This window comes from Actinoallomurus spadix (genome assembly GCF_024055725.1).
GTDB classification, from domain to species: Bacteria; Actinomycetota; Actinomycetes; order Streptosporangiales; family Streptosporangiaceae; genus Actinoallomurus; species Actinoallomurus spadix.
The window spans coordinates 182,643-205,618 of sequence record NZ_JAMXMX010000009.1 but is presented as its reverse complement, the minus strand read 5'-3'; the positions used below and the strand labels follow the sequence as shown (position 1 = coordinate 205,618).

22 protein-coding genes are annotated in these 22,976 nt (G+C 70.6%); 16 read left to right on the top strand and 6 right to left on the bottom strand.

Annotated elements, in window-relative coordinates; translation table 11 throughout:
- Window positions 1–9: 9 nt before the first annotated feature.
- The 7 genes from nusA to truB all read left to right on the top strand — a co-directional run bounded on the left by nusA (window position 10) and on the right by truB (window position 7,432).
- Window positions 10–1,032 carry a transcription termination factor NusA gene (gene nusA, locus NE235_RS16080; protein ID WP_252803550.1) on the top strand — a complete coding sequence of 341 codons (1,023 nt, stop codon included), beginning with the start codon at window positions 10–12 and terminating at the stop codon, window positions 1,030–1,032.
- Window positions 998–1,312 (top strand): YlxR family protein, encoded by a 315-nt coding sequence (locus NE235_RS16075; RefSeq protein ID WP_308206087.1) that lies wholly within the window; start codon window positions 998–1,000, stop codon window positions 1,310–1,312. Before nusA ends, NE235_RS16075 begins: the two co-directional genes overlap by 35 nt.
- Window positions 1,313–1,430: 118 nt before the next feature.
- Window positions 1,431–4,553, top strand: a complete 3,123-nt coding sequence (gene infB / locus NE235_RS16070) for a translation initiation factor IF-2 (protein ID WP_252803545.1) — start codon at window positions 1,431–1,433, stop codon at window positions 4,551–4,553.
- Between the two features lie 138 nt (window positions 4,554–4,691).
- Window positions 4,692–4,991, top strand: coding sequence for a DUF503 domain-containing protein (locus tag NE235_RS16065; RefSeq protein ID WP_252803543.1), 300 nt, complete (start codon window positions 4,692–4,694; stop codon window positions 4,989–4,991).
- Window positions 4,992–5,061: 70 nt separating this feature from the next.
- The gene (gene rbfA / locus NE235_RS16060; protein ID WP_252803541.1) at window positions 5,062–5,544 is read left to right on the top strand and encodes a 30S ribosome-binding factor RbfA; all 483 of its coding nucleotides are present in this window, start codon (window positions 5,062–5,064) and stop codon (window positions 5,542–5,544) included.
- A complete protein-coding gene (locus tag NE235_RS16055; protein WP_252803539.1) occupies window positions 5,541–6,566 on the top strand; it encodes a DHH family phosphoesterase in 1,026 nt (341 codons plus the stop codon). Before rbfA ends, NE235_RS16055 begins: the two co-directional genes overlap by 4 nt.
- On the top strand, window positions 6,566–7,432 hold the full coding sequence (gene truB / locus NE235_RS16050) for a tRNA pseudouridine(55) synthase TruB (protein ID WP_252803536.1): 867 nt from the start codon (window positions 6,566–6,568) through the stop codon (window positions 7,430–7,432). Before NE235_RS16055 ends, truB begins: the two co-directional genes overlap by 1 nt.
- A gap of 56 nt (window positions 7,433–7,488) precedes the next feature.
- On the opposite strand, the gene NE235_RS16045 is transcribed toward truB, so the two are convergent.
- Complete coding sequence (locus NE235_RS16045; protein ID WP_252803535.1) at window positions 7,489–8,028, bottom strand: CGNR zinc finger domain-containing protein; 540 nt, start codon at window positions 8,026–8,028, stop codon at window positions 7,489–7,491.
- 84 nt (window positions 8,029–8,112) lie between these two features.
- Between NE235_RS16045 and NE235_RS16040 the strand changes: the two genes are divergently transcribed.
- Entirely contained in the window at window positions 8,113–8,268 is a 156-nt protein-coding gene (locus NE235_RS16040; protein WP_252803533.1) for a hypothetical protein, read from the top strand.
- A 16-nt stretch (window positions 8,269–8,284) separates the two neighbouring features.
- Here the strand turns inward: NE235_RS16040 and NE235_RS16035 are convergent, their stop codons facing one another.
- On the bottom strand, window positions 8,285–9,682 hold the full coding sequence (locus tag NE235_RS16035) for an ArnT family glycosyltransferase (RefSeq protein ID WP_252803531.1): 1,398 nt from the start codon (window positions 9,680–9,682) through the stop codon (window positions 8,285–8,287).
- Window positions 9,683–9,759: 77 nt separating this feature from the next.
- Between NE235_RS16035 and NE235_RS16030 the strand changes: the two genes are divergently transcribed.
- The 5 genes from NE235_RS16030 to gdhA all read left to right on the top strand — a co-directional run bounded on the left by NE235_RS16030 (window position 9,760) and on the right by gdhA (window position 16,679).
- Window positions 9,760–10,728: a bifunctional riboflavin kinase/FAD synthetase gene (locus NE235_RS16030; protein WP_252803529.1), complete on the top strand. Its 969-nt coding sequence runs from the start codon at window positions 9,760–9,762 to the stop codon at window positions 10,726–10,728.
- Between the two features lie 238 nt (window positions 10,729–10,966).
- Window positions 10,967–11,236 carry a 30S ribosomal protein S15 gene (gene rpsO / locus NE235_RS16025; protein WP_252803526.1) on the top strand — a complete coding sequence of 90 codons (270 nt, stop codon included), beginning with the start codon at window positions 10,967–10,969 and terminating at the stop codon, window positions 11,234–11,236.
- 213 nt (window positions 11,237–11,449) lie between these two features.
- A complete protein-coding gene (locus tag NE235_RS16020; protein WP_252803524.1) occupies window positions 11,450–13,807 on the top strand; it encodes a polyribonucleotide nucleotidyltransferase in 2,358 nt (785 codons plus the stop codon).
- Window positions 13,804–15,132: a M16 family metallopeptidase gene (locus tag NE235_RS16015; protein WP_252803522.1), complete on the top strand. Its 1,329-nt coding sequence runs from the start codon at window positions 13,804–13,806 to the stop codon at window positions 15,130–15,132. Before NE235_RS16020 ends, NE235_RS16015 begins: the two co-directional genes overlap by 4 nt.
- Before the next feature lie 197 nt (window positions 15,133–15,329).
- On the top strand, window positions 15,330–16,679 hold the full coding sequence (gene gdhA / locus NE235_RS16010) for an NADP-specific glutamate dehydrogenase (RefSeq protein WP_252803520.1): 1,350 nt from the start codon (window positions 15,330–15,332) through the stop codon (window positions 16,677–16,679).
- Between the two features lie 101 nt (window positions 16,680–16,780).
- Here gdhA and NE235_RS16005 read toward each other — a convergent pair whose 3' ends face one another.
- Window positions 16,781–17,173: a nuclear transport factor 2 family protein gene (locus NE235_RS16005; RefSeq protein ID WP_252803518.1), complete on the bottom strand. Its 393-nt coding sequence runs from the start codon at window positions 17,171–17,173 to the stop codon at window positions 16,781–16,783.
- 149 nt (window positions 17,174–17,322) lie between these two features.
- Entirely contained in the window at window positions 17,323–18,087 is a 765-nt protein-coding gene (locus tag NE235_RS16000; RefSeq protein WP_252803514.1) for an SDR family NAD(P)-dependent oxidoreductase, read from the bottom strand.
- Window positions 18,088–18,937: 850 nt separating this feature from the next.
- Here NE235_RS16000 and dapB point away from each other — a divergent pair.
- Window positions 18,938–19,675 (top strand): 4-hydroxy-tetrahydrodipicolinate reductase, encoded by a 738-nt coding sequence (gene dapB / locus NE235_RS15995; protein WP_252803512.1) that lies wholly within the window; start codon window positions 18,938–18,940, stop codon window positions 19,673–19,675.
- Between the two features lie 31 nt (window positions 19,676–19,706).
- The gene (locus NE235_RS15990; protein WP_252803511.1) at window positions 19,707–19,928 is read left to right on the top strand and encodes a hypothetical protein; all 222 of its coding nucleotides are present in this window, start codon (window positions 19,707–19,709) and stop codon (window positions 19,926–19,928) included.
- Window positions 19,929–20,078: 150 nt separating this feature from the next.
- Here the strand turns inward: NE235_RS15990 and NE235_RS15985 are convergent, their stop codons facing one another.
- Window positions 20,079–20,813 carry a hypothetical protein gene (locus tag NE235_RS15985; RefSeq protein WP_252803508.1) on the bottom strand — a complete coding sequence of 245 codons (735 nt, stop codon included), beginning with the start codon at window positions 20,811–20,813 and terminating at the stop codon, window positions 20,079–20,081.
- Window positions 20,814–20,965: 152 nt separating this feature from the next.
- On the opposite strand from NE235_RS15985, the gene NE235_RS15980 reads away from it, so the two are divergent.
- The gene (locus NE235_RS15980; RefSeq protein WP_252803506.1) at window positions 20,966–22,189 is read left to right on the top strand and encodes a PP2C family protein-serine/threonine phosphatase; all 1,224 of its coding nucleotides are present in this window, start codon (window positions 20,966–20,968) and stop codon (window positions 22,187–22,189) included.
- A 9-nt stretch (window positions 22,190–22,198) separates the two neighbouring features.
- Here NE235_RS15980 and modA read toward each other — a convergent pair whose 3' ends face one another.
- Window positions 22,199–22,945: a molybdate ABC transporter substrate-binding protein gene (gene modA / locus NE235_RS15975; protein ID WP_252803504.1), complete on the bottom strand. Its 747-nt coding sequence runs from the start codon at window positions 22,943–22,945 to the stop codon at window positions 22,199–22,201.
- Between the last annotated feature and the right edge of the window lie 31 nt (window positions 22,946–22,976).

Genomic DNA, 22,976 nt, shown 5'->3' with positions numbered 1-22,976 from the left:
GGAGGCCTCGTGGACATCGACATGACCGCCCTGCGGAGTCTCGAGAGTGAGAAGGACATCTCTCTCGACCTCGTGGTCAAGGCCATCGAGGAAGCACTGCTGATCGCGTACCACCGGACCGAGGGTGCGGCGCCCAAGGCGCGCGTCGAGCTCGACCGGAAGACCGGTCACGTCACCGTCTGGGCGACGGAGACCGATGAAGAGGGCGTCGGCGTCCGGGAGTACGACGACACGCCGACCAATTTCAGCCGGATCGCGGCGACCACCGCGAAGCAGGTCATCCTGCAGCACTTGCGCAACGCCGAGGACGAGCTGACGTTCGGCGAGTACGCCGGGCGTGAGGGCGACATCGTGGCGGGCGTGATCCAGCAGGGCAAGGACCCGCGCAACGTCCTGGTCGATCTCGGCAAGCTGGAGGGTGTGCTCCCGCCCGAGGAGCAGGTTCCCGGGGAGAACTACGACCACGGCGAGCGGATCCGCTCCTACGTCGTCCAGGTCAAGAAGGGCCACCGTGGCCCGATGGTCAAGCTGTCCCGGACCCATCCGAACCTCGTCAAGAAGCTCTTCGCGCTCGAGGTTCCGGAGATCGCCGACGGCACCGTGGAGATCGCGGCCATCGCGCGGGAGGCCGGCCACCGTACGAAGATCGCCGTACGGTCCCGGAAGGCCGGGGTGAACGCCAAGGGAGCGTGCATCGGGCCGATGGGCAGCCGGGTCCGGAACGTCATGCACGAGTTGCACGGCGAGAAGATCGATATCGTCGACTGGTCGGACGATCCCGCCGAGTTCGTCGGGAATGCCCTGTCCCCGGCGCGGGTTAACCATGTCGAGGTCGTCGACGCGGAGGGCCGGATGGCTCGGGTCGTGGTGCCCGACTACCAACTGTCCCTGGCCATCGGCAAAGAGGGGCAGAACGCCCGTCTCGCCGCACGGCTCACCGGCTGGCGGATCGACATCCGTCCCGACACGGAGTCGGGGTCTTCCACCGAAGGGGAGCATGCGGCAGGTTCCGCCGACGCCTCGACGCGGTAGACTCATGAATCGTGGCCGAGCGGCCCCACAGCGCACATGTGTGGGCTGCCGGGTCTGCACGGCCAAGTCCGACCTGCTGCGCCTGGTCGTGATCGAGGGCTTCATCGTCCCCGATCCGCACGGGCGACTGCCGGGAAGGGGTGCCTCCCTGCACCCTGACCTGGCATGTCTTGAGCTGGCCGAGCGTCGTCGGGCGTTCTCGCGGGCATTTCGCCTGTCGGGTCCGCTTGACGCCAGTGCGCTTCGGCGGCGGCTCGAGGCAGAGCGGGGCGGTTCGTAAGCGACGTCTAGTCGGAAGCAGGTCGAGATTGCTATGAGCGCTCGATGAGCACGCAGCGATGATTACCGCAAGGTAGCGACGGTCCGAGGACGTTTCCCCGGACCGAGTAGGGAGTGCAGTGGCAAAGGTCCGGGTGTACGAGCTCGCCAAGGAGTTCGGTGTCGAGAGCAAGGCCGTCATGGCCAAGCTCAATGAAATGGGCGAGTTCGTCCGTTCGGCGTCCTCGACGATCGAGGCGCCGGTAGTACGCAGACTTAAGGAAGCATTCGGCGGTGGGTCGGCGAAGCCGTCCGCCGACAGAAGAGGATCGGCTCCGGTTCCGAAGCCGGGTCCGCGGCGGCCCGTTCCGGGCCCGAAGCCTGCCGCGCCGCGGCAGGAGCAGCCGCAACAGCCGCAGCCGCAGCAACAGCAGCAGCCGCTACAGCAGCCGCTACAGCAGCCCAAGCAGGACCTGCGGCCTGAGTTCAAGCCGGAGCCGGCGCGCTCCGAGGCGCCGTCCGCGCCGCAGGCTCCGAATCAGGCCCCGAGGCCGGGTCCCCGTCAGCCCGCGCCGCGTCCCGCGGCGCCCCGCCCCGGTCCCGCCCAGCAGGGCGGCGGCGGTGCCTCGGCGCCCAGGCCCGGTCCCCGTCCGGGGCCCGCGGCGGGCCGTCCCGGTTCCGCGCCGAAGCCGGGCCCGGGTCCGCGTCCCGGTGCCGGTGGTTCCGGTGGTGCGGGCGGCCCCGGTGGGCCGCGTCCGGCCGCTCCGGGCCAGCGTTCCGGCGGGGGTCGTCCCCGCCCGGGCAACAACCCCTTCTCTTCCACCAACACCGGCATGGGTTCGGCCAAGCCGGGTCCGCGTCCGGGTCCGCCCGGTCAGCGTGGCGACCGCCCCGCGGGGCCGCGCGGCGACCGCCCGGGCGGCGCACCGCGTGGTGACCGTCCCGGCGCGCCTCGTGGCGACCGTCCGGCGGGCGCCCCGCCGCGTCCGGCGCCGCCCGGTGGCCGTCCGGGTGCTCCGGGTGCCGGTGGTCCCCGTCCGAATCCGGGCAGCATGCCGCCTCGGCCCGGAGGCCCGCGGCCGAGCCCGATGAACATGCCGTCCCGTCCGCAGCGTGACACCGGTGGCCCTGGTGGCGCGGGTGGTCGCGGTCGTCCCGGCGGCGGTGGCCGTCCGGGTGGTGGCGGCGGCGGTGGCCGTCCCGGCGGCGGTGGTCGTCCCGGTGGCGGCGGCGGCTTCGGCCGTCCGGCCGGTGCCGGCGGCGGTGCCGGTCGTCCCGGTGGCGGCGGCGGCTTCGGCGGTCCCCGTCCTGGTGGCGGCGGCCGTGGCCGTGGTGGCACGCAGGGTGCGTTCGGCCGTCCGGGCGGGCGTCCCGCGCGGGGCCGCAAGTCCAAGAAGCAGCGGCGTCAAGAGTTCGACAACATGCAGGCGCCGGCGATCGGCGGCGTCCGCGTCCCCCGCGGCAACGGCAAGACCGTCCGGCTGCCGCAGGGCGCGTCGCTGACCGACTTCGCCGAGAAGATCGGCGCCAACCCGGCGTCGCTCGTCGAGGTGATGCTGCACCTCGGTGAGATGGTGACGGCGACGCAGTCGGTCAGCGAGGAGACGCTGCAGCTGCTCGGCGCCGAGCTGGACTACGACGTCCAGGTCGTCAGCCCCGAGGACGAGGACCGCGAGCTGCTCGAGTCCTTCGACATCGAGTTCGGCGAGGACGAGGGCGGCGAGGAGCTTCTCGTCTCCCGTCCGCCGGTGGTCACCGTCATGGGCCACGTCGACCACGGTAAGACGAAGCTGCTCGACGCGATCCGCAACGCCAACGTGGTGGCCGGCGAGGCCGGCGGCATCACCCAGCACATCGGCGCCTACCAGGTCGCGACCGAGGTCGACGGCCAGGAGCGCAAGATCACCTTCATCGACACCCCGGGTCACGAGGCGTTCACCGCCATGCGTGCCCGTGGTGCCGAGACGACCGACCTGGTCGTCCTGGTGGTCGCCGCCGACGACGGGGTGAAGCCGCAGACCACCGAGGCCATCGACCACGCCAACGCGGCCGGTGTGCCGATCGTCGTCGCGGTCAACAAGGTGGACAAGGAGGGGGCGGACCCGCAGCGGGTGCGCGCCCAGCTCACCGAGTACGGCCTCGTCGCCGAGGAGTTCGGTGGCCAGACGCAGTTCGTCGACATCTCGGCGAAGCAGCGGATGGGCATCGAGGACCTGCTCGAGGCGATCGTGCTGACCGCCGACGCCGAGCTCGACCTGCGGGCTAACCCGGCCCAGGACGCGCAGGGCGTCGCGATCGAGGCGCACCTCGACAAGGGCCGTGGTTCCGTGGCGACCGTGCTGGTTCAGCGCGGCACGCTCCGGGTCGGCGACTCGATCGTCTGTGGCGAGGCCTTCGGCCGCGTCCGGGCGATGCTCGACGAGAACGGCAACAACGTCGAGGAGGCGTTGCCGTCCCGTCCGGTCCTGGTGCTGGGCCTGTCGGCCACGCCGGGCGCCGGCGACAACTTCATCGTCGTCGACGACGACCGGATGGCCCGGCAGATCGCCGACCGCCGTCAGGCCCGCAAGCGCAACGCCGAGCTGCTCCGCAGCCGCGGCCGTCGCACGCTCGAGGAGCTGTTCAAGGACCTCGAGAAGGGCGAGGTGCAGGAGCTGCTCCTCGTCATCAAGGGTGACGTGTCCGGTTCGGTGGAGGCCCTGGAGGACGCGCTCCTCAAGATCGACGTCGGCGAAGAGGTCGGTCTGCGCGTCATCCGCCGCGGTGTCGGTGCGATCACCCAGGACGACGTGAACCTCGCGCTCACGTCCCAGGGCACGGTCATCATCGGCTTCAACGTCCGTCCCGAGCGCAACGCGCAGGAGCTGGCGGACCGCGAGGGCGTCGACATCCGCTACTACTCGGTCATCTACCAGGCGATCGAAGAGGTCGAGGCGGCCCTCAAGGGCATGCTCAAGCCCGAGTTCGAGGAGGCCCAGCTCGGCACGGCGGAGATCCGCGAGATCTTCAAGGTGCCGCGCATCGGCAACGTCGCGGGCTCGATGGTCCAGTCCGGCACGATCAAGCGCAACAGCAAGGCGCGCCTGATCCGCGACGGCGTGGTGGTCTCCGACAACCTCACGGTGTCCTCGCTCCGCCGGTTCAAGGACGACGCGACCGAGGTCCGCGAGGGCTTCGAGTGCGGTATCGGGATCGGCTACGCCGACCTCAAGATCGGCGATGTCATCGAGACCTTCGAGATGCGGGAGAAGCCGCGCGTCTGATCTCGATCCGAAGGCCCTGAGGCGGCCGACCAGGCGTAGGTGGCGTGCGGCTTCGTCGCACGCCACCTCGCTGTCGGCCCGTTCCCTTAGAGTTGCTCATTGCGGATGACCGGAACGGATCGGGCGGGGTGACCGTTTGTGTATGTGGGATCGCTGACCCTGGACCTCCTGCTCGGCGACGTACGCTCGCTGAAGCAGAAGCGCTCCGTCGTCCGCCCGATCGTCGCCGATGTACGGCGCCGGTTCCCGGCGGTCGCGGCGGCCGAGACCGGCCATCTCGACCTGCACCGGCGGGCGGAGATCGGGATCGCGGTGGTGTCCGCCACGGCGGGCAACTGCGTCGAGGTCCTCGAGGCCTGCGAGCGTCTCGTCGCCGGGCGGCCGGAGGTCGAGCTCCTGGGCGCCAGGCAGCGGCTCTTCAACGAGGAGGAGTCCTGACCGGGGTTTTTGAGGCCTCGGTGAGCGCACGTCCCGGCCGCCTCCGCGGCCGAACGACAATGGAGGAACTGTGACCGACCCCGCGCGGGCTCGAAAGCTCGCCGATCGCATTCAGCAGATCGTCGCGGAGATGCTGGAGCGGCGGATCAAGGATCCGCGGCTCGGCTTCGTCACCGTGACGGACACCCGGCTGACCAACGACCTGCGGGACGCGACGGTCTACTACACCGTGTACGGCAGCGACGCCGAGCGCGCCGACAGCGCCGCGGCGCTGGAGAGCGCCAAGGGCGTCATCCGTTCGGAGGTGGGCAAGCGCACCGGAGTGCGGCACACGCCCAGCCTGACCTTCGTTCCCGACGCCCTGCCGGAGAACGCCCGGCAGATCGACGACCTGCTCGCCAAGGCGCGCGCCGCCGACGAGCGGGTCGCCAAGGCCGCCGAGAACGCCCGGCCCGCGGGCGACGCCAATCCGTACCGCGAGCCGGTGATCTCCGGCGAGGTTGACGAAACCGACGGCGACGGCGGCGACGACGCGGGATACTCCCGGTCGTGAACTCCGCGCCGGGTAAGGTCCCAGCCATCGCCGCCGACGAGTGGGCGAGGGCGGTCGACGCGATCCAGCGGACCGACGAGGTGTGCCTGGCCTGCCACGTCTGCCCGGACGGTGACGCCCTGGGGTCGATGCTGGCGTTCGCGCAGGCGCTGCGCGCGCTGGGCAAGCCGTTCACGGCCTCGTTCGGCGACGCGTTCGTCGTGCCGCGGATCCTGCGGTTCCTGCCCGGCCTGGACCTGCTCACCGACCCGGCCGACTTCCCCGCCGAGCCGGACGTGATGGTCACGTTCGACGCGGCCGGCGGCGAACGGCTCGGCACGCTCGCCGCCAACGCGGGCAAGGCCGGAGAGCTGATCGTCGTGGACCACCACGCGTCCAACACGCGGTTCGGCACGACGCACCTGGTCGACCCCGGCGCGGCGGCCACCGCCGTGCTGGTCGAGCGTTTCATCGACCTGCTGGGCGTGCCGCTCACGCACGACATCGCGCTCGACCTGTACGTCGGGCTGGTCACCGACACCGGCTCGTTCAAGTACCGCTCCACGACGCCGGAGGTCCACGCCCTCGCGCAGCGGCTGCTGGCTATGGGCGTGCGGCCCGAGCAGGTAGCCCGCGAGGTGTGGGACCGCGCCCCCTTCGGTTACCTGCCGGTCCTGGCCGCCGCGCTGGGCCGGGCCCGGCTGGAGCGGGACGTCGCGAACGGCCTCGGCCTGGTCTGGACGACCGTGACCCGTGCCGACCGCGCCGCCCACGATCTCCCGTACGACCTGCTCGAAGGCGTCATCGACGTCGTCCGCCGCACCGACGAGGCGGAGGTCGCCGTCGTGTTCAAGGAGGACGACGAGGGCGCCTGGCAGGTCTCCACGCGGTCCAAGGGCCGCGTCGACGTCGGACGGGCCTGCGTGGCTCTCGGCGGTGGCGGCCACCCGACGGCCGCCGGATTCACCCTGCACGGCGATGTGGAGCCGGCCGTCGCGCGGCTGCGCGGGCTCCTGACCGAGATCGAGGTATCCACGCGCTGATGAATGGACTTGTCATCGTCGACAAGCCGGCCGGCTGGACCTCCCACGACGTCGTGGGCAGGCTGCGCCGGCTGGCGGGCACCCGCCGCGTGGGGCACGCGGGCACGCTCGACCCGATGGCGACCGGTGTCCTGGTCATCGGGGTGGAGAAGGCCACCCGGCTGCTCGGGCACCTGGCGCTGACCGAGAAGACCTACGAGGCGGTCATCCGCCTCGGGCAGTCCACCAACACCGACGACGCCGAGGGCGAGCCCACCGCCGCCGTCTCCGCGGCGGAGGTGACCGAGGACGCCGTGCGCAACGCCGTCGTCGACCTGACCGGGCCGATCGAGCAGATCCCCCCGCAGGTCAGCGCGATCAAGGTGAACGGCGAGCGGGCGTACAAGCGGGCCCGGGCCGGCGAGGAGGTCGAGCTCAAGGCGCGGCCCGTCACCGTGTACGAGTTCGGGCTCGGCGAGTTCCGCCGCGAGGGCGACCTGCTCGACGTCGCCGCGACGATCACCTGCTCCAGCGGCACCTACATCCGGGCGCTCGCCCGCGACCTCGGAACGGCCCTGGGCGTCGGCGGGCACCTGACCGCGCTGCGCCGCACCCGCGTCGGCCCGTACGACCTGTCGATGGCGCACACGGTGGAGCAGCTCGGCGAGGAGCTCACCGTGCTGCCGATGGAGGAGGCCGTGGCCGCCGCGTTCCCCCGGATGAACGTCTCGGAGAACGACGCGCGCAAGGTCGCGCACGGTGGCGTGCTGGCCGCCATGGGGCTCGGTCAGGGCCCGATCGGGGTCTTCGCCCCCGACGGCACGCTGCTGGCCCTCGTCGAGGAGCACGGGCCGGTCGCCAAGCCCCTCGCCGTCTTCGTCTCCTGAGCCCTCAGGGGTCCCGAGCCCCCGCCGTGTTCTGAGCCCTTACGCTCCCTGGGCCCTCACGGCGCGGCGCGGCGGCGGGCGCGGTGGGCGGCGACATTCGTACGGTTGGCGCAGGCGTCGGAGCAGAAGCGCCGCCGTCCGCCCCGTGAGTCGTCGGCGTAGACCCGGTCGCAGCCGGCGGCGGCGCACACGCCGATCCGGTCGAGGCCGTGATCGCACAGCAGCTCGGCGAGGTTCATCAGCGTCGTCGCGCGGACCCGGTGCGCCAGCTCGACCTCGGGCGGTGCGTAGTGGACGTGCAGCCCCAGCTCGTCGTGGTCGGCCAGGTGCGGATGCATCGGCACGTCGGCCAGCAGGCGGTTGAGCAGCGTCACGGCCGTGTCGAGGCTCTCGGCCTCGAAGAACGGACGCAGCGTCCGGGCCCAGGGCCGCAGCTCCGCCGCGGTCGCCGGGGTGAAGCGCTGCACGAAAAATCCGTGCTCGGCGAGGACCGCCCGCAGCGCGTCGTCGCCGTCGTCCCCGTCACGGCTCGTGACCGCGTTGACGAGCGCGGCGGCGGCCCCCACGCCATGGCTCTTGTAGCCGGTAATCCGCATTGCCGCATCTTCCCGTATGTGAGAGCCTGTAAGTGTCATCTCAATCTAAAGGCTTACACGACGCGACGCATAGGCGGAATCCCGGTGAGTGACTGCTCCACCTGCGGCTGGCCCGACTCCGATGTCCACGAGGTGCTGTCCCGGCACTTCACCTCCGAAGGAGTGGTGACCTACAGCCGGTGCGTCTGCGGCGAGATCCGGGTCCGCCTGCGCCCGTACGCCGCGGACCGCCCGCTGTAGGAGCGGCGGCGCGTTCTCAGGAGAGCCGTTTCAACTCCGGCCACAGGCGGGCCCACGGCAGGCGCGGACCCCGGCAGATCCAGATCGGCTGCCCCTGCTCCTCGTTGTCGATCCGTACGCCGTCGTCGACCCGCCCGGCGACCCGGACGTCCGACCAGTACCGGGTGAGCTGATCCCGTTCGGCCGGCAGGACGATGACCGGAGCGCCGTCGTCCGCGGGCGGGCCGAGGTACCACAGGCCGTTGTGGCCGCTGTAGGCCTTCGGCAGGCCGTACGCCCCGCCGTACCGGTCGATCGCCCCGGCGACGCCGTAGTCCCCGGCCAGGATCACGTACCCGGGGCGGTAGACCTTCGCCACCGCCGCCGTGAGCGCCGGCCAGCCGACGGTCTCCCGGGCGTCGTAGCCGATCGCCGCCTCCGGGGTCGCGTGCAGGGTCCGGAGCGGATAGACCGGCAGCAGCAGGCCGACGGTCGTGAGCGCCACGACGCCGAACATCACCCACCGCAGGCGCCACCGCTCCACCACCTGGGCGCCGGCCGCCCACAGCGCCGGATACGCGCCCATCATGTAGTAGTGCTTCCCGCCTGTGATCAGGAAGACGACCAGGAGGAAGGCGTACGCCCAGACGAACAGCCGCCACGGACCGCGCCACAGCCGCACGAGCCCGGCGATCCAGATCGGCGCCGTGAAGATCCCCGTGTCGATCAGCTGCCAGGGCACGAAGCCCAGCCGGCCGCCGTCGGTGCCCTTGGCCGCGATCGCCCGCCCCATCCCCAGCTGCGGCCAGCCGTGCCGGGCCTGCCACCACAGGCCCGGCAGCGCGGCGAGCACGGCCACCGCCGCGCCGGCGTAGAGCAGTGGGCGCCGCAGCATCGCGCGGGGACCGGCCAGCAGCACCCCGACGGTCAGCGCGGCGAGGAAGAACACGATCAGGAACTTGACCTGCAGCGCGACGGCGGTGACGAGGCCGACGCCGAGCAGGAGACGGTCGTCGCGGACCCGTACCCAGCGGGTCACCAGGAACGTCACCGCCGTCCAGGCCACGACGTCGAAGATGGTGGGCTGCATGAGGTGCCCGCCGACCGCCAGGGCGGGCGTGACCGCCCAGGCCAGCGCGGCGACCGTCTGGGCGCGCGGGCCACCGCCCATCTCGCGGGCGATGAGCGCGGTCAGCACGACACCCGCCATGAACGCCAGCGCCGAGGGCAGACGCAGCAGCACCAGCGATCCACCGGCGGCCGCCGCGTACAGCGGCACCAGGGGCGGCTGATCGGGATACCCCCACGCCGGATGGGCGCCGACGACGCGGAAGTAGAGTTCGTCGCGGTGATATCCGTATCGGCCGCTCAGCGCGGTCAGCACGACTCCGGCCACGACACTGACGGCGAGTACGGGTCTCCAGGCGATGGGCATGGCCCGATCATGAGCCGGAACCGAGCCGGTGTCACCGGTGTGGCAGGCTTTAGAGGACCGTGAAAAGGGGTGGACAGGTGCGACGCTGGCATGGCCTCGACGAGGTTCCCGCCGACTGGGGCAGGTCCGTCGTCACCATCGGGGTGTTCGACGGGGTGCACCGGGGGCACCAGCGCATCGTCGCCCGGGCCGCGGAGTTCGCCCGCGAGCTGGAACTCCCGGCCGTGGTGATCACTTTCGACCCGCACCCGGACGAGGTCGTGCGCCCCGGCACGCACCCGCCGCTGCTGTGCTCGCCGAAGCGGCGCGCGGAGCTGCTGGCCGGCCTCGGGGCGGGCGCCGTGATGATCCTGCCGTTCACGCTCGAGCTGTCCCGGATGGGGCCGGACGAGTTCGTCCAGTCGGTCCTCGTCGACCGGCTGCACGCGGCCCGCGTCGTCGTGGGGGAGGACTTCCGGTTCGGCCACAAGGCGCGCGGCGACGTGGCCCTGCTGCGGGAGCTGGGCGACAAGTACGACTTCGAGGCGGAGGGCGTCCCGCTCGTCGCCAACGGCGAGCCGATCTCCTCGACGCGGATCCGCGAGCGGCTCTCGGCCGGGGACGTCGATGGCGCGGCGCAGCTCCTCGGCCGCCCGCACCGGGTGGAGGGCGTGGTCGTACGCGGCGCGCGGCGTGGCCGTGAGCTCGGCTTCCCGACCGCCAACCTGGAGCTGCCACCGCACACGGCGATCCCGAGCGACGGGGTGTACGCCGGATACCTCAACTGCGCCGGGTACGGGCAGGCCCGGGGTGACGACTCGGCCGGGTTCCCGGACGCCTGCTGGCCGGCGGCGATCTCCATCGGCACGAATCCGACGTTCGAGGGGGAGGAGCGCACGGTCGAGGCGTACGCCCTGGACCGCGACGACCTCGACCTGTACGGCGAGCACGTGAGCGTCGACTTCACGGCCCGGCTGCGCGACACGCTGAAGTTCGACTCGATCGAGTCGCTCGTCGAGCAGATGCGCGACGACGTCGACCGCGCCCGAGAGATCACCGGTTCCTGACCGGACGGGCGTACGCGGGAACAACCCGGCGGACGGCCGCGTTAGCGTGATTGACGGGCTGCCCGGCACGACGTGGTACCGTGATTTGCCGCTGGGGAAGTGACCGGTAGTAGTCGGCTGCCCCGCGCAGGGCACGATGGCTCCACCCGAGTCCGGCCCCTCCACCCGGGAGACTGTGGGTACGCATGGTTCCCGGGTGCACCTCAGATGATCGCGTACCCGAACGAAAAGGAGAGCCGTGTCGCTGGACACCGCCACCAAGAAGCAGATCATGGCCGAGTACGCCACCGCCGAGGGTGACACCGGGTCGCCCGAGGTGCAGGTCGCGCTGCTCACCAAGCGGATCAACGAGCTCACCGAGCACCTCAAGACCCACAAGCACGACCACCACAGCCGTCGTGGCCTGCTTCTGATGGTCGGCCGCCGCCGCCGTCTTCTGGGATACCTGCAGAAGAAGGACATCAACCGATACCGGCAGCTGATCGAGCGTCTCGGCCTCCGCCGATAACGTCCGGGAGGGAGCGGCGCATGCCGCTCCCTCTCTTCGTATAACTCAACAGACCCGCGGCCGCCCCGTACGGTGCGTCGGGGGCCGGTCCTCGGTAGTGGCCCTCGGATCGACACGGATCCGACGGCTTCGATCGAAGACCGGCACCTCTTACCAGAGCGCTGCACCTCCGGCCAGGCATTGCGGGTTGACCTAACCCGAGGAGGTTCACACGTGGAAGGTGTGAAGAGCGCCGAAGCCGTCATCGACAACGGCAAGTTCGGCGAACGCAAGATTCGATTCGAGACCGGCCGGCTCGCCCGCCAGGCGTCCGGTTCGGCCGTCGCGTACCTCGACGACGAGACGATGGTGCTGTCCGCCACCACCGCGTCGAAGAAGCCGAAGGAGAACCTCGACTTCTTCCCGCTCACCGTCGACGTCGAGGAGCGCATGTACGCCGCCGGGCGCATCCCCGGCTCGTTCTTCCGCCGCGAGGGCCGGCCGAGCGAGGACGCCGTCCTCACCTGCCGGCTGATCGACCGGCCGCTGCGCCCCTCGTTCAAGAAGGGCCTGCGCAACGAGATCCAGGTCGTCGAGACGATCCTGGCCCTGCACCCGGACCACCTGTACGACGTGGTCGCGATCAACGCCGCGTCGATGTCGACGCAGCTCGCGGGCCTGCCGTTCTCCGGCCCGATCGGCGGCGTGCGCGTCGCGCTGATCGAGGGCCAGTGGGTGGCGTTCCCGACCCACCCGGAGCTGGAGAACGCCACGTTCGACATGGTCGTCGCGGGCCGCGTGCTCGAGGACGGCGACGTCGCGATCATGATGGTCGAGGCCGAGTCGACGCCCGGCACGCTCAAGCTCATCGCCGACGGTGCCGTCGCGCCGACCGAGGAGACGGTCGCGGAGGGCCTGGAGGCCGCCAAGCCGTTCATCAAGGTGCTGTGCCAGGCGCAGAGCCGGCTCGCCGAGGAGGCGGCCAAGGAGACGGCCGAGTACCCGATCTTCCTGGACTACCAGGACGACGTGTACGCCGCCGTGGAGGCCGCGGTCCGCACCGAGCTGGCCCAGGCGCTGACGATCGCCGGCAAGCAGGAGCGCGAGGCCGAGCTCGACCGCGTCAAGGCCCTGGCCGCCGAGAAGGTCGGCCCGGACTTCGTCGAGCGCGAGAAGGAGATCGGCGCCGCGTTCCGCGCGCTGACCAAGAAGCTCGTGCGTGAGCGGGTCATCACGGAGAAGGTCCGCATCGACGGCCGCGGCGTGAAGGACATCCGCCAGCTGACCGCCGAGGTCGGCGTCGTGCCGCGCGTGCACGGCTCGGCGCTGTTCGAGCGTGGTGAGACCCAGATCCTGGGCGTCACGACGCTGAACATGCTCCGCATGGAGCAGATGATCGACACGCTCAACCCCGAGCGCACCAAGCGCTACATGCACAACTACAACTTCCCGCCGTACTCCACCGGGGAGACCGGCCGCGTCGGCTCGCCGAAGCGGCGCGAGATCGGGCACGGCGCCCTCGCCGAGCGCGCCCTGATCCCGGTGCTGCCGACCCGCGAGGAGTTCCCGTACGCCATCCGGCAGGTCTCCGAGGCGGTCGGCTCGAACGGCTCCACCTCCATGGGCTCCGTCTGCGCCAGCACGATGTCGCTGCTGTCGGCCGGCGTCCCGCTCAAGCAGATGGTCGCCGGCATCGCGATGGGCCTGATCAACGAGGGCGACGAGTACGTCACGCTGACCGACATCCTCGGTGCCGAGGACGCCTTCGGCGACATGGACTTCAAGGTCGCCGGCACCCGTGACGTGATCACCGCCCTGCAGCTCGACACCAAGCTCGACGGCATCCCGGCGAACGTCCTGGCCGCCGCGCTCAAGCAGGCCAAGGGCGCCCGGCTGGCGATCCTCGACGTCATGCAGGAGGCCATCGAGGCCCCCGGCGAGATGAGCCCGAACGCGCCGCGGATCATCACGATCAAGGTTCCGGTCGACAAGATCGGCGAGGTCATCGGCCCCAAGGGCAAGATGATCAACTCGATCCAGGACGACACCGGCGCCGAGATCACCATCGAGGACGACGGCACGATCTACGTCGGCGCCACCGATGGCCCGTCCGCCGAGGCCGCGCGGCAGGCGATCAACTCGATCGCCAACCCGCACATGCCGGAGGTCGGCGAGCGCTACCTCGGCACCGTGGTGAAGACCACCACGTTCGGCGCCTTCGTGTCGCTGCTGCCCGGCAAGGACGGCCTGCTGCACGTCTCCCAGATCCGCAAGCTGCACGGCGGCGCGCGGATCGAGAACATCGACGACGTCATCAAGGTCGGCGAGAAGATCCAGGTCGAGGTCACCGAGATCGACGCCCGCGGCAAGCTGTCGCTGGTGCCGGTCGAGGTGGTCGAGCGGGAGGCCGCGGCCGCCGAGGCCGGCGGCACCGGCGACGAGGCCGCGGCCCCGTCGGCGGACGGCGGCGAGACCGCCCCGGCCGAGCGCCCGGAGCGCCGCGAGAGCCGCGACGGAGGAGAGCGCCCCCGCCGGCGCCGCACCCGGAGTGGCGGCAGCAGCAACCGTGGCGACAGCGACCGTAACTCATGACGGTCCTCGCCAGGGAACAGGAGCCCGGCTCCACGTTCGTCGTTCACCCCGGCGCCGACGGCGCCGGGGTGGTCCGGCGGACCGTCCTGCCGGGCGGCCTGCGCATCGTCACCGAGACCGTGCCCACCGTGCGTTCGGTGGCCTTCGGCATCTGGGCCGGGGTCGGGTCGCGTGACGAGTCGATCGAGGACGCCGGCGCGAGCCACTACCTCGAGCACCTGCTCTTCAAGGGCACCCGCAAGCGCACCGCGCTGGAGATCTCCTCGCTGATGGACGCGGCGGGCGGCGAGATGAACGCCTTCACCGCCAAGGAGTACACCTGCTACTACGCGCGGGTGCTCGACTCCGACATGCCGCTCGCCATCGACGTCGTCTCCGACATGGTGACGAACTCCCTCATCGAGCCGCAGGACGTCGACGCCGAGCGCGGGGTGATCCTCGAAGAGATCGCCATGCACGACGACGACCCCACCGACGCCGTGCACGACGAGTTCTCCGCCGCACTGTTCGGCGACACCCCGCTGGGCCGGCCGATCCTCGGCACGGTCGAGTCGATCAGCGGAGTCGGCCGGGACCGCATCGCGCGGTACTACCGGGAGCGCTACGTCCCCCAGAACCTCGTCGTCTCGGCCGCCGGCAACGTCGACCACGACGAGGTCGTGCGCCTGGTGCAGGCGGCGTTCGAGGGCGTCCTCGGTGATGCCGCGCAGCTGCCCACCGCACCGCGCATCGGCGGGCCGGGCGCCTCCCCGGCGGCGGGCGTGCGCTCCATCGTTCGCCCGACCGAGCAGGCCAACCTCATCCTCGGCACGGTCGGCATCACCCGCACCGACGAGCGCCGCTTCGCCCTCGGCGTGCTCAACGCCGCGCTGGGCGGCGGGATGTCCTCCCGCCTCTTCCAGGAGATCCGGGAGAAGCGCGGGCTCGCCTACTCGGTGTACAGCTACAACTCCCAGTACGCCGACACCGGCATCTTCGGGGTGTACGCCGGATGCCTGCCGGCCAAGGTCGACGAGGTCCTCGAGATCTGCCGCGACGAGGTCGCCAAGGTGGCCGAGCACGGCATCACCGAGGAGGAGCTCGAACGCGGCAAGGGCCAGCTGCGCGGATCGTTCGTGCTGGGCCTGGAGGACACCGGGTCGCGGATGAGCCGCATCGGCAAGAGCGAGCTGGTCTACGACAGCCTGCTCTCGGTCGACGACATCCTGGGCCGCATTGAGGCCGTCACGCTGGACGACGTCCGCACGGTCGGCCGCGAGATTTTGGGCCGCCCGATGACGATGACCGTCATCGGCCCGTTCGAGGGCCGCGACTTCACCCTCTGACACGCGTCTCCCAAGGGGGTTCTGCGGCCTGCCACGGCCGCGGAACCCCCTTCGGCGTCTTGCGGTGGAACGCGTGCTCGTGACCGCTCACGTGATTCATGAGACGGTAATGAGGAGTTGGTGGACGGGGTGGCCGCCGCCCTACGACTCTTACGGTCGACGGCCGCGCTCGTCCAGGAGTGACGAAAGGACGGCGCGTGGCAGGTCTGGACGAGAAGCTGCTCGGTATCTACGACGAGGTGCTGCACCGCAACCCCGGTGAGATCGAGTTCCATCAGGCGGTCCACGAGGTCCTGATGAGCCTCGGCCCGGTGGTCGCCAAGCATCCCGAGTATGCCGACTCCGCGGTGATCCGCCGGCTGTGCGAACCCGAGCGGCAGATCATCTTCCGCGTCCCGTGGGTCGACGACAACGGTGCGGTGCAGATCAACCGGGGCTTCCGCGTGGAGTTCAACTCGGCGCTCGGCCCGTACAAGGGTGGTCTGCGCTTCCACCCCAGCGTCTACCTCGGCATCATCAAGTTCCTCGGCTATGAGCAGATCTTCAAGAACGCCTTGACGGGAATGCCGATCGGCGGTGGCAAGGGAGGCTCGGACTTCGACCCGAAGGGCCGCTCCGACGGCGAGATCATGCGATTCTGCCAGGCCTTCATGACCGAGCTCTACCGGCACCTCGGTGAGTACACGGACGTGCCGGCGGGCGACATCGGCGTCGGCGGCCGCGAGATCGGTTACCTGTTCGGCCAGTACAAGCGGATCACCAACCGCTACGAGTCCGGTGTTCTGACCGGCAAGGGCCTGACCTGGGGCGGTTCCCAGGTGCGCACCGAGGCCACCGGCTACGGCACGGTCTTCTTCGTCGAGGAGATCCTCCGGACCCGCCACGACTCCTTCGACGGTAAGAGGGTGGTGGTGTCCGGCTCCGGGAACGTGGCCGTCTACGCGATCGAGAAGGTCCAGCAGCTCGGCGGCACCGTGGTCGCCTGCTCCGACTCCGGCGGCTACATCGTCGACGAGAAGGGCATCGACCTCGACCTCCTCAAGGACGTCAAGGAGGTCCGCCGCGCGCGCATCTCCGAGTACGTCGAGGCCCGGGGCGACGCCGCCACGTACGTCGCGGGCCGTTCGGTGTGGAACGTTCCGTGTGACGTCGCCCTGCCCTGCGCCACGCAGAACGAGCTCAACGGCTCCGACGCGACCACCCTGATCCGGAACGGCTGCGCCATCGTCGCGGAGGGCGCGAACATGCCCTGCACACCGGAGGCCGTCCAGTTCTTCACCGACGCGGGCGTGACCTTCGCTCCGGGCAAGGCCGCCAACGCCGGCGGCGTCGCGACCAGTGCCCTGGAGATGCAGCAGAACGCCTCACGGGACTCCTGGACCTTCGAGCACACCGAGCAGCGCCTCGCCGACATCATGCGCGGCATCCACGACCGCTGCCTGGAGACCGCCGAGGAGTACGGCAGCCCCGGCAACTATGTCGCCGGCGCCAACATCGCCGGGTTCACCCAGGTCGCCGACGCCATGCTCGCCCTCGGCGTCATCTAGAGGGCGGCGTAGCCGCTCGGCGGCGCCCGCAGCGACCCGGGGCCGGAGCCGGTGCCCCCGCTGAACAGGGCGCACGTCCGATGATTCCCAGGGGAGCGGCTTCAGTCGGCGAATACCTCGTTGAGGTCGCCGTACAGTCGCTGCTCGGTGAATACGCCGTCGTCATTCACGGTCGCGAAGACGGCGCCGGGATTGTCGAGGACCTTGCCGTTCTTCAGGTCGTAACGGATCCGAATCTCGAAATTGGCGTTGACGGACCCGTCAGGACCCGGCTCCTCGAACCAGGTGACGACGCGATGCCGGATGGCGGTGCAGCGGTCGAGCACGACCTGAATCGCCGCTTCGGCGGACTCCTGGCCGAAGATCGGGTCGGCGTTCGCGAAGGTGAACTTGACGTTCTCGGCCATCAGCCCACAGGCCTGGTGGAGGTCTCCCGAGTCGATCAAGTCGTAGTACTGCTCAACGAGTCGGCGCGTCGCGCTGTCGGCGGTCATTGCTCCTCCTTGGGGGACATGCGCACTAGAGGGGGTAGGGGATCTTCCCGCACGTCGCTGCCGCGCGTCGTACGGCGAGGCCGCCGTTCATCGGCGGACGGGCAGTCCATGACGAGCCGCCGCCACACTTTCGGCGGTTCCGCCCCCGGTCATCGCCATCCCGCGGTCGCCCCGCCGTCGACCGAGAAGTTCTGCCCGGTCACCCAGGACGACTCGTCGGAGGCCAGGAACACGGCGAGGGCCGCGATGTCGTCACCCACCCCCGCCCGCCGGATCAGGTGCATGCCGATCATGAACTCGCGGAACTCGTCGGTCACCGCCGCGTCGGTGGCGGGCGACTGCACGAAGCCCGGGGAGATGGTGTTGGCCCGGATGCCGTCCGACGCCCCCTCGGCGGCCAAGGTCTTCGTCAACCCGATGACGCCGCCCTTGGCCGCGGCGTGCGCCGCCTGCCCGAGCGGGCCGATCCCGCGGATGGCCGACATCGACGCCGTGTTGATGATCGACCCGCCGCCTGCCGCCACCAGGTGCCTCCAGGCCGGCTGCGTGGTGTGGAAGACGATGTCGAGTTCCACGCGCATCACATGCCGCCACAGCTCAATGGTCATCTCGGAGAAGGGCGCGAATCCCCAGCCGGACGCGTTGTTGTAGAGGACATCGATTCCACCCAGGCCGTCCACGGCCTCCTCGACCCACTCCCGGGCCGCGTCGGCGTCGCTCAGGTCGACCGTATGGCCGGTGACGTCGTAGCCTTCCTGGCGCGCGGCGGCCGCGGTCCGCTCCGCCCCGCCCTCCTGCACGTCGCAGCCGACGACGCGCGCGCCTTCCCTGGCGAACATCGCCTGTGCGGCCTCTCCCTGGCCGCCCGCCGTTCCGGTGATGAGTACCCTCTTGCCGGCCAGTCGCATGGCCATCTCCCTTCCTATGGATATGTGCCGGACTCACGCGGACGAGGCCGCCTTGTCGCCGTGGTGGCCGTTTCAAGAGAGCGATTGGTAATAATCAAGGGCATTCCAGAGGGAAATGCGTCAGCCCGGACGCGATATCGCGTTTTCGAGTCCGGAAATGACTCGGCTCTGAGGGTGGAGTGCCGTGCGGGGACGGGGACGGGGACGTCGTCAGGTTGGACCACATCTACTTTTGAGTCAAGACCTGAACGCGCGGTCAACCCCTACGGGATGGCTGCTGTGACACCGCGATTCGCCGGACGAGCTGCGGTAATGCCGTACGGCGGCTTCCCCGTACACGCGCACGCGCCAGGGCGTCACGCGCAATCGTCCGCACCGCGCCGTCCGACCCGTCCGGCCAGTCCGTGTTGTCCCCCGGTACCTGACCATCCGGTGCCGCGACGAGAATCTGAACGGGGCGATTGGATCCCTCGTTCCGTGCTTCCGGCCCTTTTCGACGCTCTCGAAGAACTTTTCGGTGGCAACGAAGAATCAGTGAGTATCGTGCTGTTTTTCGATCGTGGGCTCTGAGTCGTTTGAGAAGGACGGTGCTGGCGTGTCCGCTGCCGGAGGCCACTGTCACGGTGCAGGAGACCTGACGGTATATCGCCTGTCATGGCTCGAAGGACATTCTGCCCTGTCCCACCTGCAACCTGACCGTCGATATCGCTGGCTTCTCGTTCCCGACGGTCTCCATAGAGCCATCACCGATCGAATCATCGTCGACTGGATGGGCGGCAATGCCGCTTGAGTCGTGGAGAGCGGAGGTTCGGGGCTCGGCGATAGGCTCGGCTGAGCAATCGGACGGGAGGACGTCGTGATCAAAGTCGGGGTGCTGGGTGCGCGTGGGCGCGTCGGGGCGGAACTGTGCCGTGCGGTCGAGGCGGCGGAAGATCTAGAGCTGGTCGCGGCGGTGGACGCCGGCGACGACCGGGCGCCGCTGGAGGCCGCCGAGGTCGCCATCGACTTCACTCATCCCGCCGCGGTGATGGACAACCTGCGCTGGCTGATCGAGCACGGCGTGCACGCCGTCGTGGGCACGACCGGGTTCGACGAGGAGCGCCTGGCGACGGTGCGCGGGTGGCTGGCGGAGCGACCGGGCGCGAACGTCCTGATCGCCCCCAACTTCGCCGTCGGCGCGGTGCTGATGATGAGCTTCGCGCAGAAGGCCGCTCCGTTCTTCGACTCGGTGGAGATCGTCGAGCTGCACCACCCGAACAAGGCGGACGCCCCCAGCGGCACCGCCCGCCGTACCGCCGAGCTGGTCACGGCCGCGCGGGAGAAGGCCGGGGTCGGTCCCTCGCCCGACGCGACCACGACCGGCCTGGACGGCGCGCGCGGCGCCGACGTGGACGGCGTCCACGTCCACGCCGTTCGTCTCGCCGGGCTGATCGCGCACCAGGAGGTGCTACTGGGCGGCCATGGCGAGACGCTGACGATCCGGCACGACTCCCTGAGCCGCGAGTCGTTCAGCCCCGGCGTACTGCTCGCCGTCCGCCGCGTCGCCGAGCTTCCGGGCCTGACGATCGGCATCGAGTCCCTGCTGGGCCTGTAGGGCCGTCGGGCGGACAACGCCGAGGATCGTGGTGCCGCCGGCAACCAGGATCCTCGGCCGTGACGGCGACCCCCAGCCACCCACCTCCGAGCCCGGCGCGAAATCCCACCTCGCCGTCGGTGTTGCCGGGCCGAAGGCGGCGAACCGGGCACTCCGTCGCCACGCCGACGGCGACCTGGCACGGGTGACGGCGAACTGGCAGGGGCGGCGGGGAAGCGACCATGTCGATGGCAAGGCGGTACGGCACTGGTGACGGCAAGCCGGCCGCGCTGATGGCGAGTCGGCCGCGCTGATGGCGAGTCGGCTACGGCGGCGGATCCGCCTCGCCGCGGCGAACCTGCTTTGCGCTGCCTCGTTCTGGCGAATCCGTCTCGCCTCGGTGGACGCGCCTCGCTCCGGGGGTCTAGGCGTTCAGGCGGGTGAGCAGGGTGGAGACCATGGTCTGGACGGACTCGCGGGAGCCTCGGCGGAGGTAGGCGCGGACGCGGCCGAGGACGTCGACGCGGGTGCCGTGGCCCAGACCCGCGCGCAGGTGCAGTGGGCCGGAGCGGCCCGGCGGGCCGAACCACCAGGTGGCGTCGCGGGTGTGCCGCCGCAGGACCTCGCCCGCGTACGCCCCGGCGAGCACGATCAGGTCGCCGTCGCTGAACTTCTCGTCCTCGTCGTCGGCGCGCAGGCCGTGCAGGCGGCGCCGTTCCTCGAGGGCGTCGTCGACGAGCTCGAGGGACTCGACAGAGCCGTCCAGCCCGTTCGTGGCGGCGAAGGCCGCGGCGTTCGCGCTCTGCAGGGCGCCCAGGTCAGGCGTTCCGTCGAGCAGGTTGGGGTGGCGGGCGGGGCGTCCCTTGGCCGGGCGCGGGCGCGACGGGCTACCGATCGTCGCCGCTACGTCACGTTCCCACAGGAACTGCAGCACGCTCACAGGCGGTTCGCCGGTGCTGTGGACCAACACCGTGGAGCGGTTGCCTTCGTTTCCGAGCCGCTCGGCGTGGGCGAGGGCGCCGGCCACCTTGATCATGAGCTGGACGTACTCCAGGGCCTCGCGGTCGGGCGCCCAGTCGCCGGCCACGAGCCACAGTCCCTGGTCGCCGCCGGGGGGACCTGTCACAAGGTCGACGCTGTCGAGGTCGGCGAGGCCCACAGGATGAACTCCGTACGGGGGAAGTGTTCGCTGCGGCGAACATTGTCGCGCCGTTGGGCATCCGTGTGCACTTCGACCCGCCGCGCGCCGGAGACTCGCCCTGCGTGGGCTTCCGTTTACCGCGGATGGGGGCGGGGTAGGCGTTCTCCGAGATGGACAGGCTGGTGGGAGAGGTCCTCTCGCGGATACTGGTCCGGGCGCACCTGCTCCGGCCCGGCTTCGTCGCGAAGATCCTCTTCGAGGAGGCGCGTCCGCTGGGAGTCCGGGACGCCACGGTCTACCTTGCCGACCTCGAGCAGGACTACCTGCGGTCGATGCCACGTCTGGACGGCAGGGCCGTGCCGGCGCTGCGGATCGACTCGACCCTCGCCGGGCGCAGCTACCGGGCGCTCGAGATCCAGTACGGTCCGGTGGACGAGGACGCGCTCCACCACGTGTGGTTGCCGCTGATGGACGGCAGTGAGCGGCTGGGAGTGCTCGAACTCGTCGTCGGGGACGTGGACGAGGAGACGCTGAACTGGTGCCGGGCGCTCGCGTCGCTGGCGGGCCTCATGGTCGTCAGCAAGGCCCACTACAGCGACATCCACGCTCAGGTCCGGCGGAGCCAGCGGATGGCGTTGCAGGCGGAGATGGTGTGGGCGTTCATGGCGCCCCCGACGTTCGCCACCGACGAGGTTCTCGTCGCCTGCGGGATCAGGCCGATGTACGGGGTCGGCGGCGACGCCTACGACTATTCGCTGCTCGGCGACCATCTGCACGTCTCGATTCTGGACGCGGTCGGGCACGACCTCGCGTCCGGGCTGATCGCGAGCGTCGCGCTGGCCAGTTGCCGCAACACCCGCCGCGGCGGCGGGGACCTCGCCGACATGGTGACGTACGCGGACCACGCGATCGCCAGCCAGTTCGGCCGGTCCCGGTTCGCGACCGCGCTGCTGTGCGATCTCGACATCGAGACGGGCCTGTTCCGCTGGGTCCCGTGCGGGCATCCGCCACCGCTGCTGATCCGGGAGAACAAGGTCGTCAAGGAGCTCTTCCACCGGCCGCGGCTTCCCCTGGGCCTGGTGAGCGACGGGGACGGACCGAGCTTCGACGAGAGCCCGCCCGTCTATACCGAGCAGCTCCAGCCGCGTGACCGGCTGCTGCTCTACACCGACGGCGTCGTCGAGGCGCGGGCCGCCGACGGCAGCCTGTTCGGCGTGCGGCGCCTCAGCGACTTCGTCATCCGCCACAGCACGGCCGGCATCCCGGCCCCGGAGACGTTGCGCCGCCTCAACCGGGCCGTGATCGACTTCCAGCACGGCCGGCTGGGCGACGACGCCACGACCGTGCTCGTGCAGTGGCGCCCCGAGGAACTGCGGCTGAAGTTCGAGTTCTGACCCGGCTGCTCAGGGGGTCGGGAAGCCGTACTTGCGCAGGATCGCGGTTGCGGTGGGGGAGCGGAGCCAGGAGACGAACGCCCTGGCCGCCTCCTCGTGGGCGCTCGCGCGCAGCGCGGCGGCGAAGTAGGTCACGGTGACGTTCTGCTGGACCGGGATCGGCACGCTGCTCGCCGCGATGCCCGCCGACCGCATGTCGGTCACGTAGACGATGCCCGCGTCGGCCGCGCCCGTACGGACCCGGGTGAGCACGGTACGCGAGTCCGCCTCCTCTGACCGCGGCCGTACGGCGACGCCCGCCTTGGCCAGGACCTGGGTGGCGTACCGTCCCACCGGGACGATCGGGCCGCCCACGACGACGCGGAGCCGGCGGTCGGCGAGCGAGGAGAGTCCCTGGACGTGCCGGGGGTTGCCGGGCGCCACGGCGATGGTCATGGAGTTGTAGGCGAAGGCGCGCCGGCCGGTGACCTTGTCCGCGACGGTGTCCATGGACGCCTGGTCCGCGGTCGCCAGTACGTCGGCGGGCTCTCGCTCCTGGACGTCCATCGCCAGGTCCTGCGAGCCCGCGAACTCGAACCGTACGGTCGTGTTCCTGGCGGCCGCGTGGTAGGCCGTGCCGAGCTCCTCGAACGCCTCGGTCAGTGACGAGGCGGCCAGGACGTTCAGCGTGATCCGCTCGTCGCCGGAGGCGATGCCGCAGCCGGTCAGCGCCAGCGCGGCCGCGGCCAGCGCGGCGACGCGTGGCATGGGGGGCATGCGCGCTACTTTAGGGTGACCCATCCGCCAT